Raw genomic sequence first — 14,497 nt, 5'->3', positions numbered from 1 at the left:
CTCTCCGCGGTTCAAACGATGGTGAACAGCGGTTGGTCGTACTCAACCGGCTGGCCGTCTTCGACGAGGATGGATTCGATCACACCGCTGGTTTCAGCTTCGATGTGGTTCATCATCTTCATGGCTTCAACGATGCACAGGGTGTCGCCTTTCTTCACGGTCTGGCCGACTTCAACGAAGGACGGCGAGGTTGGCGAAGATTTGCGATAGAACGTACCGACCATTGGCGAACGGGCAACGGTGCCGTTCAACACAGGTGCGGCTGGAGCAGCAGGGGCGGCAGCAGCCGGAGCGGCGGCAGCGGCAGGCGCGGCAGCCGGAGCCGGCATTGGAGCCGGTGCGTAGTACTGCTGAGCCGGGGTCTTGCTATGGCGGCTGATGCGTACGGACTCTTCGCCTTCCTTGATCTCGAGCTCGTCGATGCCGGACTCTTCCAGCAATTCGATCAGTTTCTTAACTTTACGGATATCCATGAATCATCAACTCCCAAGGGTCGGTCAGGGGCGGTTAACTTGTTGTTCAAGCTGTTCCAGGGCGGCCTCCAGGGCCAGTCGATAACCGCTGGCGCCAAGGCCGCAGATCACTCCCACCGCTACGTCCGAGAAGTAAGAGTGATGGCGGAAAGGTTCGCGTTTGTGCACGTTAGACAAATGCACTTCGATGAATGGGATGCTCACCGCCAGCAGCGCGTCACGTAATGCGACACTTGTATGTGTAAAAGCTGCCGGGTTAATCAAAATGAAGTCCACGCCTTCGGTGCGGGCGGCATGGATGCGGTCGATCAATTCGTACTCCGCATTGCTTTGCAGGTGCAGCAAATGGTGGCCGGATTCGCGGGCACGGCGTTCCAGGTCCTGGTTGATCTGCGCCAGCGTGGTAGCGCCATAGGTGCCCGGTTCACGGGTGCCGAGCAAGTTCAGGTTGGGTCCGTGCAGAACGAGTAGCGTCGCCATCGGCGGTTCCTTTGTTATCTGTGTGCATTTGTCAGAACCCGGCGACTATGCCGCAAAGACTTTGTGACTGTCCAGTTCTCTGCAATAGCCAGCACGATTACCGATGTTTGCGCGAAATATGTGACTGCTTGATTAAATCCGGTCATTCGCTTTGGCGACACGTTCGGCGAAGTCCCCGGCGTTGATCTCGCCAATGACCCGCACATCGGCGCGTTCGACGCCGTCCTTGCCGAAAAACATCAATGCGGGAGGACCGAACAACTTGTAGCGGTCGAGCAGGGCGCGTTGTTCGGCGTTACTGGCGGTGATGTCGAAGCGGATCAGCCGATAGCCTTTGAGACGTTCGACGACGATCGCATCGCCGAGCACTTCATGTTCGATGACTTTGCAGCTGATGCACCAGTCGGCGTACCAGTCGAGGAGCAGCGGAGTGCCGGAGGCGCGGGCTTCGGCGAGTACGCGGTCAAGGTCTGGCGGAGTGCTGATGGTTTGCCAGGCGTTAGGGTTCTGCGTTGGTTCGTTGCCAGCCACCATGCGCGGCTGACCGATCGGGTTGAACGGATCGGTCTGGCCACTGAATGCGCCGTACCAACAGGCCAGCGCATAAAACAGCAGGAACATCCCGAGCAGTTGTCCAAGGCGTTTGCGTGGTGGTTTGTAGACGAACTCCAGCGCGCCCATGAACAAGCCGACGCCGCCGGCCAGCAAACCGATCAGCAGCAAGGTGATTTGTCCTGGCATGACTCGACTGAGTAAACCGATCGCCAACCCAAGCAGTAACACGCCAATCGCGTTCTTCACATAGATCAGCCACGGTCCGCTTTTCGGCAACCACGCAGCACCGCCGGTGGCCACCAGCAACAACGGCGCACCCATGCCGAGGCCGAGCATGAACAGTTTCAAACCACCGCCCAATGCATCGCCGCTGGCGCTGATGTACAGCAGTGCACCGGCCAGCGGCGCCGAGACACAGGGCGAAACCAGCAGGCTGGACACCACGCCCAGCACCGCCGCACCCCACAGTGAACCGCCTTCGGTACGCCCGGCAATGCGGTCCAGTCGACTGCTGATCGCATGCGGCAACTTCAGTTCGAAAACACCGAACATCGCCAAGGCAAACAGCGCAAAAAACATCGCGAACGGCACCAGCACCCAGGCCGACTGGAGGCGCGCTTGCAGGTTGAGTTGCGCGCCGAACATTCCCATCAGCGCGCCAAGCAATGCAAAGCAGATAGCCATCGGCAGCACATAGGCCAAAGAGAGATTGAATCCGCGCCAACCACCGACCTGGCCGCGCAGCACCACGCCGGAAAGGATCGGCAGCATCGGTAATACACAGGGGGTAAAGGTCAGGCCAAGGCCTGCGAGGAAAAACAGCGCGAGTTCACGCCAGCCCCAATCATGGGCTGTCGTTGCGCCGTCGCCAGCGATGCTCAGGCGCTCGGTTTCCGGTGGATAGCACAAGCCTTTGTCGGCGCAGCCTTGATAGGTCACGGCCAGGGTGAACGGGCGTTGATCGTTGCGGGGCAGTTCTACGTCGAGAATGCCGTGATAGACCTCGACATCGCCGAAGTACTCATCGTGCTTTTTTTGTCCGTCAGGCAATTGCGCAGTACCGAGGACGACATCGGCCGGCTCGGCGCGGAACTGAAAGCGGTGGCGGTAGAGGTAGTAGCCTTCCGTGGCGACGAAGCGCAGTTTGATCGATTGTGGCGTGCTTTCTACCAGGCTCAACTGAAAGGCTTCGCGCACCGGCAGGAAGTCGGCGCTGTTGTTGATCGAGCCCAGGGTCGAACTGGGGCGGCTCTCCAGCAACCCGGCGGCGGTGACCGGCAGGGCGAATACTAAAAGCAGCAGGCAAAGCAAACGGCGCATGACAATCTCGCGTATCGGAATTGGAGGGATGATAGCGGACGTCGGGCCGGTGTGCAGTGCGGGTAGTTTTATGGTGAATGTTTCGACGCCATCGCTGGCAAGCCAGCTCCTACGGGTATGGTGTAGTCCTGTAGGAGCTGGCTTGCCAGCGATGGCGATCTTTCAGACGCGGAAGGCTTGGACGGCTGTGTGTAAACGCCCGCCCAACACCAGCAGGTTCTCCCCTTGCTCGCGCCCCTCACCAATGCGCAGCAAGTTATCCCCACCCAATTGATGGATTCGCTCACTGTGGTCGCGGATCTCACTGACGGCACCACTCTGCTGAGCGGTGACATCGGCGATGCGCACCGCTGTGTCGGAAATGGTCTGGATTGCCCCGACGATTTTATCCAGAGCGCCGTCAGCTGCTTGCGCCTGGTTGGCGGTGGCTTCGGCATGTGCGACCTGGGCGCGCATCCCTTCGACCGATTGCCGCGCGGCGCTTTGCAGGCCTGCGATCAAATTCTGAATCTCGGCAGTGGCGCCGGCGGTGCGTTGCGCCAAGGAGCGCACTTCTTCCGCCACCACGGCAAAACCACGGCCCATTTCGCCGGCACGGGCCGCTTCGATGGCGGCGTTCAAGGCTAGCAGGTTGGTCTGGTCGGCAATCGATCGGATCACGGTTAACACACCGCCGATGGTCGCGGACTCTTCGGCGAGGTGTTCGATCATCTGCGCATTGCCTTGCACTTCACCCACCAGCGCATGAAGGCCGGTGAGACTCAGGCCGATGACTTTCTGTCCGTGCTCCACGGCCAGCCCCGCATGGCGGCTGGCATCGGCCGCCTGGCTGGCGTCGCCGGCCACTTGCTGGATGGTGGCTTCCAGTTCGCCGAGGGAATCGCGGATCAGCGCAGTGTCGCCAGCCTGATGCTCGGCGCCGCTGTGCAGGTCGTTGCTCAATTCGGCCAGGGTTCGGCTGCTGCCGGCGACCTGTTCGGCATTGAGGCGAATGGTCCCCACCAAGTCCACCAGATAAGCCCGCAGGCGATTGAGCGAGGCCTGGATGTCATGCAGTTCGCGGTTGCTCTTGCCCAGTTCGATGTCCCGGCTGAAGTCGCCCTCGGCCCAGGTCGAGAGGGCCGGCGCCAGGTTGGTCAACGTCCGCGCCAGGCGCCGTTGCAGGGTGTCGATGAGCAAGGCGATCAGCAAGATCAGGCCGATCATCACGCCCTGCATCAGCCGCACTTCGCTCTGGATTTGCCCGTGCTGGGCACGCACCACCGGTTCGAGACCGGCGATGGCCTGCTGCACCGCAGTGATTTTCAGATGCGTCGCGGCGCTGAGATCGGTGCGTTTCTGGATTTGCTCGCGAGTGCGCGCCAGTTCCGCCGGATAGCGAGTGAGCAGGCTGTTCAGCTCACGCTTGAAACCTACGCCGGCGTCTTCCGCGACGGTTTTCTCGGTGTTTTCCAGGCCCATCATCGCGGCGAAATCATCGGTGTTCGATTCGCTGCTGGCGGCCACGCCGAGCAACGGCAAGGCGTCCAGTTGTCCAGCCTGGGTGCGGATGTTGGCGACTTCGCGCTCGACGTCGGCGGCCAGTTCGCTGCGACCGCTGCTGACCAGTTTGTCCCGGGCCAGCGACAGTTTGCCCAAATGCTGGGACGCGGCGAGCAGCGGTGTCAGGTATGTTGCGTTGCCACTGGCGTACTGGCTGAGTTGATCGAGGCTGGCGCCGAGCTCTCGTTCGGCCTGCAGCAACAGGGCTTGCGGGTCGCCCGCCAGTTTTCCGGCAGCGAGCAAATCGGCTTTGCTGAATTCGCCCAGGTTTGACAGGCTCGGGCGCAAGGTTTGCGCCAATGCCGGCGGTAGTTCGCCGAGTTCTTTTTGCAGGCTGTCGATGGCCTGGCTGGCGCTGCTCAGGCGCAGGGCATCGCCGCTGGCGAGGTAATCCTCGATATTGCGTGCCACTTCATTTTGAAACTGCTGGGACAGGCCCAGGTAACGCTCCATTAACAGATAGGGGCGTTCGAGGGCCTTTTGCGACCACCAGAGCGTGGCGCCAAGGGCCACGCACACGGCAACTAAAAGGAGGGTGTTGAGATTGGTCAGCAGCTTAAGGCGCATTGCGGTCTACCAACGGCAGAATGGTAAGCGCCTGAAGTTATTGCGTTTCTGTTACAGGGTTATGACTGAATGGGTCGTTTGCGATGAAAAAGTGGCACTTTGCTTTGATGCCCCATCGGCTTGTACGCGATTACGCCCGGCGCCTTTTGCCCGATACAGCGCTTCGTCCGCCTGACTGGCCATTAACAGGCTGTCGGAGTTTTCGCTCATTTCCACCACGCCTGCGCTGAAGGTGCACCACAAATCCTGCGGTTGGGCAGGGTAGTGAATCTCGGCAAAGCGCTGCCGGATTTCATCCAGCACGGCGTAGGCCGCTTCGAGGTCGGTGTCGGGCATGACGATGGCGAACTCTTCGCCGCCGTATCGGCCAATGAAATCGGTCTTGCGCAACCGCTGCTTGAGAAACAGCGCCAGGCTCTTGATCACCCGGTCGCCCATGGGGTGGCCGTGGCTGTCGTTGACCCGTTTGAAGTGGTCGATGTCGAGCATCGCAAAACTCAGCGGTTTGCTCTCGCGGCGGGCGCGGAACGAGCAGTCTTCGAGCAATTGCAGGATGTGAGTATGGTTGTACAGGCCGGTGAGGCTGTCGCGGACCATGCGCGCTTTCAGGTTACGTGCCCGTGCCGCGCGGTTGCGCACCGTGGTGATCAGGTGCCGGGGCTTGATCGGTTTGGTCAGGAAGTCGTCGCCACCCTCGCTCATGGCGTCGAGTTGCTTGTCCAGGTCATCTTCGGCCGACAGGTAAATGATCGGCACGCTGACATAGCGGTCGTTGTGCCGGATCACTTTGGCCAGTTCCGTACCGGTGCAGGCTGGCATGTACATGTCGAGAATGATCAGGTCCGGCTGGAAATCCGCCAGCTCGGCCATCGCCTGGATCGGCTCGATCAAGGTGCGGGTCACGATCCCTGCACTATTAAGCAGACGCTCGGTGTGCAAGGCCTGGGCGCGGGAGTCGTCGATGATCAGCACTTTATAAGGTTCGTACTGGGCGACGCAGGTCAGGACCTCGATTTTCTCCAGCAGGCTCGACGCTTCGAGGGTGCCGGTGAGGAACTCCTGGCCGCCGGCGCGCACGGCGGCGAGGCGCGTCGGGGTATCGGTTTCGTGCAGGCTGAAAAATAGCAATGGCAATTGATGGTCAAGGCCTTCCTGGGCTTCGGCGGCCAGTTTCAGGCCGACGCCAGGACCGCTGAAATCCACGTCCATGACGATGGCGGCGGGCAAACGTTCGATCATCGAGGAGCGAAATGCGGCCACGCTGTCCAGGGACTGGGCACTGAGACCGAAGAATTCCAGTTGTTTGGCCAGGCGCTCCCCGCGATCGTAGTCCTGCAGCATCACGTAGATCGGCTTGCGCAGGGGCGGCAGGAAGGTTTGGTCGAGCTGATCGCCATGTCGCAGGCCGGTGCGCGACAGGCGCTGCATCAAGCGATTGAGGTCGGTGATCAAGCTGCTGCTCAAGCGCCCACGGTTGGCGTCGACAGCGACCAGCGACTGCCCGATGTGATGGGCCAGTTGAACGTGTTCCGGTTGTTCGAAACGCTCGGCGAAACGTAGCAGGCGCAGGTTAGCCTCGCTCAATTCCGCTAAATCGGTGGTTGACCACTCACTGCGTTGCAGGCGCTGCCATATCTCAAGTATCTGACGTGCCTGATGAATTACCCGCTGGGCAAAGTGGTGCTTGAGGCGCTCGCGGCTGGGATCTTCTGGCTCGGTCATATCCTGACTACTAGTTAGGGTGCAAGCTGAGGTCGAGTGGTGGCTCTATGCTAGCACCTCTTTCCGGTTACATGAGAGCTGTACGTTAATAATCTGCCCGGCAAGCGCATTCAGTTTCTGACTGCTCGGTCTGTAATCGAATGGTAATTCCTGCTCAAGGCTGGTGGATTGGGGGTTTCAGGAGTTTTCTGGCTTGCCACGTGGTGATTTCCGAGTGGGCGGCGAACTGCGTCTGTCAGGATTTTCTGATTTTTCGTCAACAGGATTCGGACGGGATTTATGGCTGGTAGGGTCAGGGATTCCCTTAGAAGACATCCGCCAGCCATGACCCAGTGTTTCAAGGAATACCCCAGCGATGATCTTCGTCTAAATCAAAACAGCACGCTTGTTGTTGATTGTGAATGCAAAGAGGTTCGGCTTTATGGCAGCAAGACGCAGGTCACTGACGTGCCGATCCTTACCTGCGCCTGCCTTTGGCGGATCTATCAGCAAGAGGCTGAAAAGATCGTAGCGCCAGAAGGTGTATTGATTGCAGATCCAGTGGAGCGCAACCGCGCGATCAACGCCGCTTATGCCCGCTTGTGGCTGCACGACTCGCGTTTTCAATGGGCCGGGCTGGCGGCGTTTGCCTCCAAGCAGGTTGGCTGCGGATTGCTGCATGCGGCGGACAGCGTTGAGCGCATACGCGACGAGCGTGAGGCTCGACAGCGATTGCGCGATGGCCGTCGAGAGCATGGATTGCTGACGCCGCACAGGATGTCTGAACAGGCGCAAACGCTGCGTGACTATAAAGAGGCGGATGCACGCAATCCTGTTCCTTCGGTGGATTTCCATTTGCCGGGGGAGGAGTTGTCGCTGGTGCAGCAGCAATTCCGGTATGTGCACGACATGATGGCCTTGGGGAACACCACGCTGTTTCTGGATGTATTTCCGTTGCATGAGTTTTATGCGAAGCGGGGGTTGAAGGAGTTGAGGCGGTGTTTGCTAGCACGGGCAGGTATCTATGGGCATCCAAAGTTCCCGGTGCTATGGCCAGTGGGGCAAAAGACAGCCCAGTTCGGAGTGGCTCACGCGGAAATCTTGCGGGCTTTTGAGGCAATAGAGACAGGCAACATTGCCGGGAGCGTGGAGCATCTGGCGTTGCATGAGCAGAAAAATATACTTCAGCCCACAATTTACCAGGACCAGCAATTGGTGGCTTTGCTGCGTGGCAACCACGCTTCCTACGTCACTGGTTTTCCCTCGGGCGTTGCCCAGGCTATCGAGTTGACGCTTACCAGCCAATGCCAGCGTGTCGAGGATGGGCGGACTATCGGCTTTGGCAACAATCCACTGGCGGACTTGTCAGACATCCAGCAACGAATGCCATTCGTGCTACAGGCGGCCGCGCGGTTTGATCAGATGCTCAGTGACCACAATCGTAGTGCCTTGGAGCAGTCGATCAACGAGATCGCAACCAGCGGCAGCGGGTTATGAACTTGCGACTTCGGTTGTTTGGTTGGCGTTACGGTGCCTGCCTCTTACTTTTGGCATTCCTAATATGGGCCGCCATTTATCAACTGACGCAACCCCTGTGGGATGAGCCAGAAGTCGTTCTGAAAATGGGAGGGACGTATGAAGAGCTGCGTAAACGCTCTTCTGCCTCCTTTAGCCCGGAGATGCGCGGGCATATCTGGTTCGGCATTCCCATGACCGATGCGAGATTGCGATTCGTCGACCCTCAGTTCGGGTTCACCACACCCTCGGCGCGATTTTTCACTGTCAACTTTGATGACAATGTCATTTACGGCATCCGCATGTCTCCGCAGGTCGAACCACTACTGATTGATGACGCCCTAAAGGTGGTCCTCGATCTGCAAGCCCAATGGCGGGAAAAAGGATGGGTGGCAAAGGGGGTGCGAAACAACCCCACGATCTCCGATAGCCCTGAATGGCGTGCCTATCTGAGGAAAGGGATTTTGGCGGGGATATCTTATTGGCAAGCCGACGATAAGTATCAGGCGATGCTATTGCTGGGGCGCTTCGACGACTATAGAAATCCCGCTGAAGAGCGCTACCTAATCACGCTTGTACTCGCCAAGCCCTGGATTCCATTCGACGAAATTGAAGACATGTACGATGAGCACCATCACTTTCCGCCCCCTCAACCCAAATAAAAAAGGAGCCCCACCATGCCAACCCCCGCGTTCATGACCCTCCACGGCGAGCGACAAGGCCTCATCAGTAAAGGCGCCTTCACCCAGGCGTCAGTGGGTAACGTGTACCAGTCGGGGCGTGAGGACCAGATCATGATTCAAGCCCTGAGCCACGGTATTTTCGTGCCCAGGGGATCTGGAAGCGGGCGGCGGATGCACAAGCCCTTGATCATTACCAAGGCCATCGACAAGTCGTCGCCGCTGATCAACATTGCATTGTGTTCCGGGGAGTTGCTCAGCAAGTGCCGCATCGAGTGGTATCGCACGTCGGCTCGTGGAACGCAGGAGCATTTCTACACGATGGAGTTGGAGGACGCGCTGATCATCGGCGCCGAAGTGCTCATGCCGCATTGCCAGGACCCTGACAGCGCTCACCTGACTCAATTGGAAAAGGTCCACTTCAGCTATCGGCGAATCTATTGGCGACATGAAGTGAGTCGAACCATGGGTTCTGACGAATGGAGTGGAGAGTCGCAGGGATGAGGCTGGTCAGGGCGCTTTATCTGTCGACGTGGGAACGCCGACACGCCTGTTCCAGCGAACAAGCGTTGGATCACGTCCGGCAGGCGTTACACGATCGGCAACCCATTGAAGGCCTGGATGAGTTGCGCGCCGGCTTGTTGATCGATATCGACAGTGAGGTGCTGGAGCAGCTTGAGCGGGGCGAGTGGTGCCTGATCAGCGCTGAAGCCGAATTTGGCGACTGGACGGCGCCGCTCTTCAATCAACGAGTCCTTCAGTTGATGAAAAATCCACCGGAGCAGACCTCCAGAGCGCCAAGAGTTTTTCGTCTTGTCGAGAGCGTCACGGGAGAGCCCATGGCGCAACGTCGATACATGGCGACGGTTAACGGAGAGGCGACCGAGCGCAGAACCGACGTACAAGGCATCGCCCATCTGTTTGTGGAGGCCGATGTGTCGCAGATTTCAATGGATGTCATCGGCGTTTAGTGGCGGCATGGACGCTTGAGTTCGCGGATAACGGTTGCCGCAGTGTCTGGCGCTATTTTTCGGGATAAGCCCAACGGCGGGTGCCGGGCAAAGGCACGTTGTTGTATGGTTGTGGTCGAACCGATGAACTCAAGTGATTGAAAGGATATCGCCATGCTGGACTGGAAGAACCGCGCCGGTAGCGCGCCTGAACGTGCCGCTGAACCGAAATCGGCTACCCGCAGTTATCTGGGCGGCCTGTTTTTCAGCCGGGCGCTGGCCACGCTGATTGGCTTCTACCTGCTGGTGACGATTGCTCTGGGGTGGTATTGGAGCGACGAACCTTCCCTGTTTCCGGTTCAGCAGAACGCGCAGATGGCCGCCGAACGAGACGGCAAGCAGATGGTGGTCGGCTACACCACGGTGGAAACCCTCAAGAGTGTCGCCGGTACTCTGCTGAACAAACCCGGTGGCTACATTTCCAACGACCGCCTCCCGCCAGGCTTGTGGATGGACAACATGCCGAGCTGGGAGTATGGCGTACTGGTGCAGGTGCGCGATCTGAGCCGTGCACTGCGCAAAGACTTCGCCCGCTCGCAATCACAGTCCACCGAAGACGCCGACCTGGCCAAGGCCGAGCCGCGCTTCAACTTCGACAATAAGAGCTGGGTGCTGCCGTCCAGCGAGTCCGAGTTCCAGGAAGGCATCAACTCTCTGACCCGTTACCAGACCCGTCTGTCCGATCCGAACCAGAAGAGCGCGCTGTTCTACGCCCGCGCCGACAACCTGAACAACTGGCTGGGTGATGTCGGGACTCGTCTCGGTTCGCTGTCGCAACGGCTGTCGGCCAGCGTTGGCCGAGTCAAGCTCAACACCGCTCTGAAAACCGAAGTCGTGGCGCCGGGGCAGGTGCCGCAGGTTGACGAAGAAATCGTCGAGACCCCGTGGCTGCAGATCGACAACGTGTTTTACGAAGCCCGCGGCCAAGCCTGGGCCTTGTCCCACTTGCTGCGCGCCATTGAAGTCGACTTCGCCGATGTATTGGCCAAGAAAAACGCCACGGTCAGCGTGCGCCAGATCATTCGTGAACTGGAAGCGTCGCAGGAGCCGGTGTGGAGCCCGATGATCCTCAATGGCAGCGGCTTTGGCGTGCTGGCCAACCACTCGCTGGTCATGGCCAACTACATTTCCCGCGCGAATGCGGCGGTGATCGATTTGCGTCAACTGCTGAATCAGGGCTAAGCCATGGTCGATAGCGCCAAAGAGGCTGCCCATCGGGCGGCCTCGGATGCCGAACAGATCGCCTGGGTCGACGAGCAGGATCATCTGCTCGGTGCCCTGGTCCGTTCCGACCTGCGCGAGCGCGGGCTGATCGGACGCGGTACCTACATTATGTTGTTCAACTCTGCCGGTGAGCTGTGCGTGCATCGGCGCACCCTGAGCAAGGCGATTTACCCCGGGTTCTGGGACGTGGCGGCGGGCGGTATGGTGCTCGCCACCGAAACCTACGCCGAGTCGGCGGCCCGGGAGCTGGAGGAGGAGTTGGGTGTGAGCGGCGTGGAACTGGTCGCCCATGATCATTTTTTCTTCGAGGACACAGGCAATCGCCTTTGGTGTTCGGCGTTCTCGGCGGTATGGGACGGCCCGTTGATCCTGCAACCGGAAGAGGTGCTGGAAGCGCGTTTTTTACCGATCGATGACGTGCTTCGGGAAATCGAAGAAAAGCCTTACTGTCCGGACTCCCTGGCAGCGTTGAAGCGGTATCTTCGAGCCCGAGGCAAGGACGTCGCAAAAGCGCTATAAATTGGCGCCGATTGGCTCTTAGCAATCGGCGTTTTTGCCGTTACACTGCGCGACCTTTTCAAGCTGAGCCAGCATTGCCTGGCTCAGTAGCGCTGCCCCTGCCTGAGTGGGGCTTCGCGGTCGATGGCCTTCCCGAGTGCCGCGACCAGTCTTTGTCCTCCCAAGAGGATTGCCGGTGGCCAAAAAAGCCGCATCCTTCGCCGCCCTTGGTGGCCTGGTATTTTCCACCGACGCAGGTCGTCATTGCCCGGAATGCAGTAAACCGGTGGACGCCTGCATCTGCAAACAGACCGTAATCCCTGCCGGCGACGGCATTGCTCGCGTGCGTCGTGAAAGCAAAGGGCGTGGCGGCAAGACGGTGACCACTATCACCGGCGTGCCGTTGGCCGAAGACGCGCTCAAGGAACTGGCGACCACGTTGAAGAAACGCTGTGGCACCGGTGGAGCGTTGAAAGACGGGATCATTGAAATCCAGGGCGATCATGTCGAGCTACTCTTGGCTGAGTTGATCAAGCACGGTTTCAAAGCGAAGAAGTCCGGCGGCTAGCAGCCTCTGTGAAAACCACCCGCGACATGATCCAGCCTGTTTTGCCTTCAGGCCTGGCGTCGTCACTATGGTTTTCACAGAGCCTGTTCATGACCGGTTTCTAAACTCACTGCGGTCGGCGAGGTCTATCCCCTCGTTGACGAACCGTCATTTTCATTCTTTAGACTGCGCCGGCCTGAATCCAGGCGACGCACTATGACTTCTTTATAGGGGACTTCGATGTCCGTACGACGCACACGCAAAGACGATGGCAGCCAATGGACAGTTGCGGACAGCCGCAGTGTTTACGGGATTCGCCATTGGGGGGCCGGGTATTTCGCGATCAATGATGCCGGTCGCGTCGAAGTTCGTCCGAACGGTCCGAGCAGCTCGCCTATCGATCTGTTCGAGCAAGTCGACCAGTTGCGCAAGAGCGGCCTGTCGTTGCCGTTGCTGGTGCGTTTCCCGGATATTCTGCAAGACCGCGTGCGTCAACTGACCGGCGCGTTCGATTCGAACATCGAACGCCTGGAATACCAGAGCAAGTACACCGCGCTGTACCCGATCAAGGTGAACCAACAGGAAGCGGTGATCGAGAACATCATCGCCACCCAGAACGTCTCCATCGGTCTGGAAGCCGGCTCCAAGCCTGAGCTGCTGGCTGTGCTGGCCCTGGCGCCGAAGGGCGGCACCATCGTCTGCAACGGCTACAAGGACCGCGAGTTCATTCGTCTGGCGCTGATGGGCCAGAAGCTTGGCCACAACGTATTTATCGTGATCGAGAAAGAATCCGAAGTCGGCCTGGTGATCGAAGAAGCGGCCTCGCTGAAGGTCAAGCCGCAGGTCGGTTTGCGCGTGCGACTGTCGTCCCTGGCCTCGAGCAAGTGGGCGGACACCGGTGGCGAAAAATCCAAGTTCGGTCTGTCGGCGGCGCAACTGCTGTCGGTGGTCGAGCGTTTCCGCGCGGCCGGCCTGGATCAGGGCATTCGCCTGCTGCACTTCCATATGGGTTCGCAGATCGCCAACCTGGCGGACTACCAGCACGGCTTCAAAGAAGCGATCCGCTACTACGGCGAGCTGCGCAACCTCGGCCTGCCGGTGGATCACATCGACGTTGGCGGTGGCCTGGGCGTGGACTATGACGGCACGCACTCGCGTAACGCCAGTTCGATCAACTACGACATGGACGATTACGCCGGTGTCGTGGTCGGGATGCTCAAGGAGTTCTGCGACGCGCAGAGCCTGCCGCATCCGAACATTTTCTCCGAAAGCGGCCGCTCCCTGACCGCGCACCACGCGATGCTGGTGATCCAGGTGACCGACGTCGAGAAACACAACGACGACGTGCCGCAGATCGAAAACAAGGACTCGCTCCCGGAAACCGTGCAGTGGCTGGTGGACCTGCTGGGTCCGACCGACATCGAGATGGTCACCGAAACCTACTGGCGCGCCACGCACTACATGAGCGATGTCGCTGCCCAATATGCCGACGGCAAACTGACCCTGGCCGAAAAAGCCCTGGCCGAGCAATGCTACTTCGCCGTGTGCCGTCGCCTGCACAACTCGCTGAAGGCGCGTCAGCGTTCCCACCGCCAGGTGCTGGACGAACTCAACGACAAGCTGGCCGACAAGTACATCTGCAACTTCTCGGTTTTCCAGAGCCTGCCGGACACCTGGGCCATCGACCAGGTCTTGCCGATCATCCCGCTGCATCGCCTCGATGAAGAGCCGCTGCGCCGCGCGGTGTTGCAGGATCTGACCTGCGACTCCGACGGCAAGATCAACCAGTACGTCGACGAGCAGAGCATCGAGACCAGTTTGCCGGTGCACGCGTTGAACGAAGGCGAGGATTACCTGCTGGGCGTGTTCCTGGTCGGCGCCTACCAGGAAATTCTCGGCGACATGCACAACCTGTTCGGTGACACCGACTCGGTGAACATCTACCAGAACGCTGACGGCAGCGTGTACCACGCCGGTATCGAAACCCACGACACCATCGAAGACATGCTGCGTTACGTGCACCTGTCGCCGGAAGAGTTGATGACCCACTACCGCGACAAGTGCGCCAACGCGCGCATCAGTGCCAGCGAACGTACGCAGTTCCTCGACGCGCTGCGCCTGGGTCTGACCCGTTCCTCTTACCTCTCTTCTTGAGGTAAGCCTCGCTCTCATCAGGCTGTCTGAAAATTTACCGTTCACTGCGGAAATTTCAGATGACCTGGTGCGGCGACTCTCTTTTTCCAAGCGAATCTGCCTACATCCTCGGCAATCCATGCCATTTGGTCTTCTTTTCGCGTAGGCCATTTCCTAAGTTGTACTTCACCTCTCTACTCGGCGATGTCTCTCGGCGAGAATCCCCGGCCGCCCCTCCTGTAGAGAATCGCC

General features: G+C 59.3%; 13 protein-coding genes. 8 read left to right on the top strand and 5 right to left on the bottom strand.

Annotation, left to right across the window (positions count from 1 at the left end):
* Positions 1-11 precede the first annotated feature (11 nt).
* The 5 genes from accB to gcbA all read right to left on the bottom strand — a co-directional run bounded on the left by accB (position 12) and on the right by gcbA (position 6,659).
* The gene (gene accB / locus ABVN21_RS20425) at positions 12-473 is read right to left on the bottom strand and encodes an acetyl-CoA carboxylase biotin carboxyl carrier protein (RefSeq protein ID WP_339554238.1); all 462 of its coding nucleotides are present in this window, start codon (positions 471-473) and stop codon (positions 12-14) included.
* Between the two features lie 24 nt (positions 474-497).
* The gene (aroQ, locus tag ABVN21_RS20420) at positions 498-953 is read right to left on the bottom strand and encodes a type II 3-dehydroquinate dehydratase (RefSeq protein ID WP_034149718.1); all 456 of its coding nucleotides are present in this window, start codon (positions 951-953) and stop codon (positions 498-500) included.
* Positions 954-1,085: 132 nt separating this feature from the next.
* Positions 1,086-2,828 (bottom strand): protein-disulfide reductase DsbD, encoded by a 1,743-nt coding sequence (locus ABVN21_RS20415; RefSeq protein ID WP_339554237.1) that lies wholly within the window; start codon positions 2,826-2,828, stop codon positions 1,086-1,088.
* A gap of 162 nt (positions 2,829-2,990) precedes the next feature.
* Positions 2,991-4,937 carry a methyl-accepting chemotaxis protein gene (locus ABVN21_RS20410; RefSeq protein ID WP_339554236.1) on the bottom strand — a complete coding sequence of 649 codons (1,947 nt, stop codon included), beginning with the start codon at positions 4,935-4,937 and terminating at the stop codon, positions 2,991-2,993.
* Between the two features lie 51 nt (positions 4,938-4,988).
* Complete coding sequence (gene gcbA / locus ABVN21_RS20405) at positions 4,989-6,659, bottom strand: diguanylate cyclase GcbA (protein WP_339554235.1); 1,671 nt, start codon at positions 6,657-6,659, stop codon at positions 4,989-4,991.
* Between the two features lie 324 nt (positions 6,660-6,983).
* On the opposite strand from gcbA, the gene ABVN21_RS20400 reads away from it, so the two are divergent.
* The 8 genes from ABVN21_RS20400 to speA all read left to right on the top strand — a co-directional run bounded on the left by ABVN21_RS20400 (position 6,984) and on the right by speA (position 14,266).
* On the top strand, positions 6,984-8,135 hold the full coding sequence (locus ABVN21_RS20400; protein ID WP_339554234.1) for a hypothetical protein: 1,152 nt from the start codon (positions 6,984-6,986) through the stop codon (positions 8,133-8,135).
* On the top strand, positions 8,132-8,815 hold the full coding sequence (locus ABVN21_RS20395) for a hypothetical protein (protein ID WP_339554233.1): 684 nt from the start codon (positions 8,132-8,134) through the stop codon (positions 8,813-8,815). Before ABVN21_RS20400 ends, ABVN21_RS20395 begins: the two co-directional genes overlap by 4 nt.
* 15 nt (positions 8,816-8,830) lie before the next feature.
* A complete protein-coding gene (locus ABVN21_RS20390; protein ID WP_339554232.1) occupies positions 8,831-9,337 on the top strand; it encodes an Hcp family type VI secretion system effector in 507 nt (168 codons plus the stop codon).
* Complete coding sequence (locus tag ABVN21_RS20385) at positions 9,313-9,804, top strand: hypothetical protein (RefSeq protein ID WP_339554231.1); 492 nt, start codon at positions 9,313-9,315, stop codon at positions 9,802-9,804. Before ABVN21_RS20390 ends, ABVN21_RS20385 begins: the two co-directional genes overlap by 25 nt.
* A gap of 153 nt (positions 9,805-9,957) precedes the next feature.
* On the top strand, positions 9,958-11,025 hold the full coding sequence (locus tag ABVN21_RS20380) for a DUF2333 family protein (RefSeq protein ID WP_339554230.1): 1,068 nt from the start codon (positions 9,958-9,960) through the stop codon (positions 11,023-11,025).
* Positions 11,026-11,028: 3 nt separating this feature from the next.
* Positions 11,029-11,586: an NUDIX hydrolase gene (locus ABVN21_RS20375; RefSeq protein WP_339554229.1), complete on the top strand. Its 558-nt coding sequence runs from the start codon at positions 11,029-11,031 to the stop codon at positions 11,584-11,586.
* Between the two features lie 175 nt (positions 11,587-11,761).
* Complete coding sequence (locus tag ABVN21_RS20370; RefSeq protein ID WP_007914613.1) at positions 11,762-12,133, top strand: translation initiation factor Sui1; 372 nt, start codon at positions 11,762-11,764, stop codon at positions 12,131-12,133.
* Between the two features lie 219 nt (positions 12,134-12,352).
* Positions 12,353-14,266 carry an arginine decarboxylase gene (speA, locus tag ABVN21_RS20365; protein WP_339554228.1) on the top strand — a complete coding sequence of 638 codons (1,914 nt, stop codon included), beginning with the start codon at positions 12,353-12,355 and terminating at the stop codon, positions 14,264-14,266.
* Positions 14,267-14,497: the final 231 nt, after the last annotated feature.

This window comes from Pseudomonas sp. MYb327, from assembly GCF_040438925.1.
Lineage (GTDB): Bacteria > Pseudomonadota > Gammaproteobacteria > Pseudomonadales > Pseudomonadaceae > Aquipseudomonas.
The sequence above is the reverse complement of the archived record's forward strand: the minus strand, read 5'-3'. Positions and strand labels throughout refer to the sequence as shown.

Excerpts from the sequence above, each read along its gene's own strand:
- accB (WP_339554238.1), bottom strand. The coding sequence starts at position 473 with ATGGATATCCGTAAAGTTAAGAAACTGATCGAATTGCTGGAAGAGTCC.
- aroQ (WP_034149718.1), bottom strand. The coding sequence starts at position 953 with ATGGCGACGCTACTCGTTCTGCACGGACCCAACCTGAACTTGCTCGGC.
- ABVN21_RS20415 (WP_339554237.1), bottom strand. The coding sequence starts at position 2,828 with ATGCGCCGTTTGCTTTGCCTGCTGCTTTTAGTATTCGCCCTGCCGGTC.
- ABVN21_RS20410 (WP_339554236.1), bottom strand. The coding sequence starts at position 4,937 with ATGCGCCTTAAGCTGCTGACCAATCTCAACACCCTCCTTTTAGTTGCC.
- gcbA (WP_339554235.1), bottom strand. The coding sequence starts at position 6,659 with ATGACCGAGCCAGAAGATCCCAGCCGCGAGCGCCTCAAGCACCACTTT.
- ABVN21_RS20400 (WP_339554234.1), top strand. The coding sequence starts at position 6,984 with ATGACCCAGTGTTTCAAGGAATACCCCAGCGATGATCTTCGTCTAAAT.
- ABVN21_RS20395 (WP_339554233.1), top strand. The coding sequence starts at position 8,132 with ATGAACTTGCGACTTCGGTTGTTTGGTTGGCGTTACGGTGCCTGCCTC.
- ABVN21_RS20390 (WP_339554232.1), top strand. The coding sequence starts at position 8,831 with ATGCCAACCCCCGCGTTCATGACCCTCCACGGCGAGCGACAAGGCCTC.
- ABVN21_RS20385 (WP_339554231.1), top strand. The coding sequence starts at position 9,313 with ATGGAGTGGAGAGTCGCAGGGATGAGGCTGGTCAGGGCGCTTTATCTG.
- ABVN21_RS20380 (WP_339554230.1), top strand. The coding sequence starts at position 9,958 with ATGCTGGACTGGAAGAACCGCGCCGGTAGCGCGCCTGAACGTGCCGCT.
- ABVN21_RS20375 (WP_339554229.1), top strand. The coding sequence starts at position 11,029 with ATGGTCGATAGCGCCAAAGAGGCTGCCCATCGGGCGGCCTCGGATGCC.
- speA (WP_339554228.1), top strand. The coding sequence starts at position 12,353 with ATGTCCGTACGACGCACACGCAAAGACGATGGCAGCCAATGGACAGTT.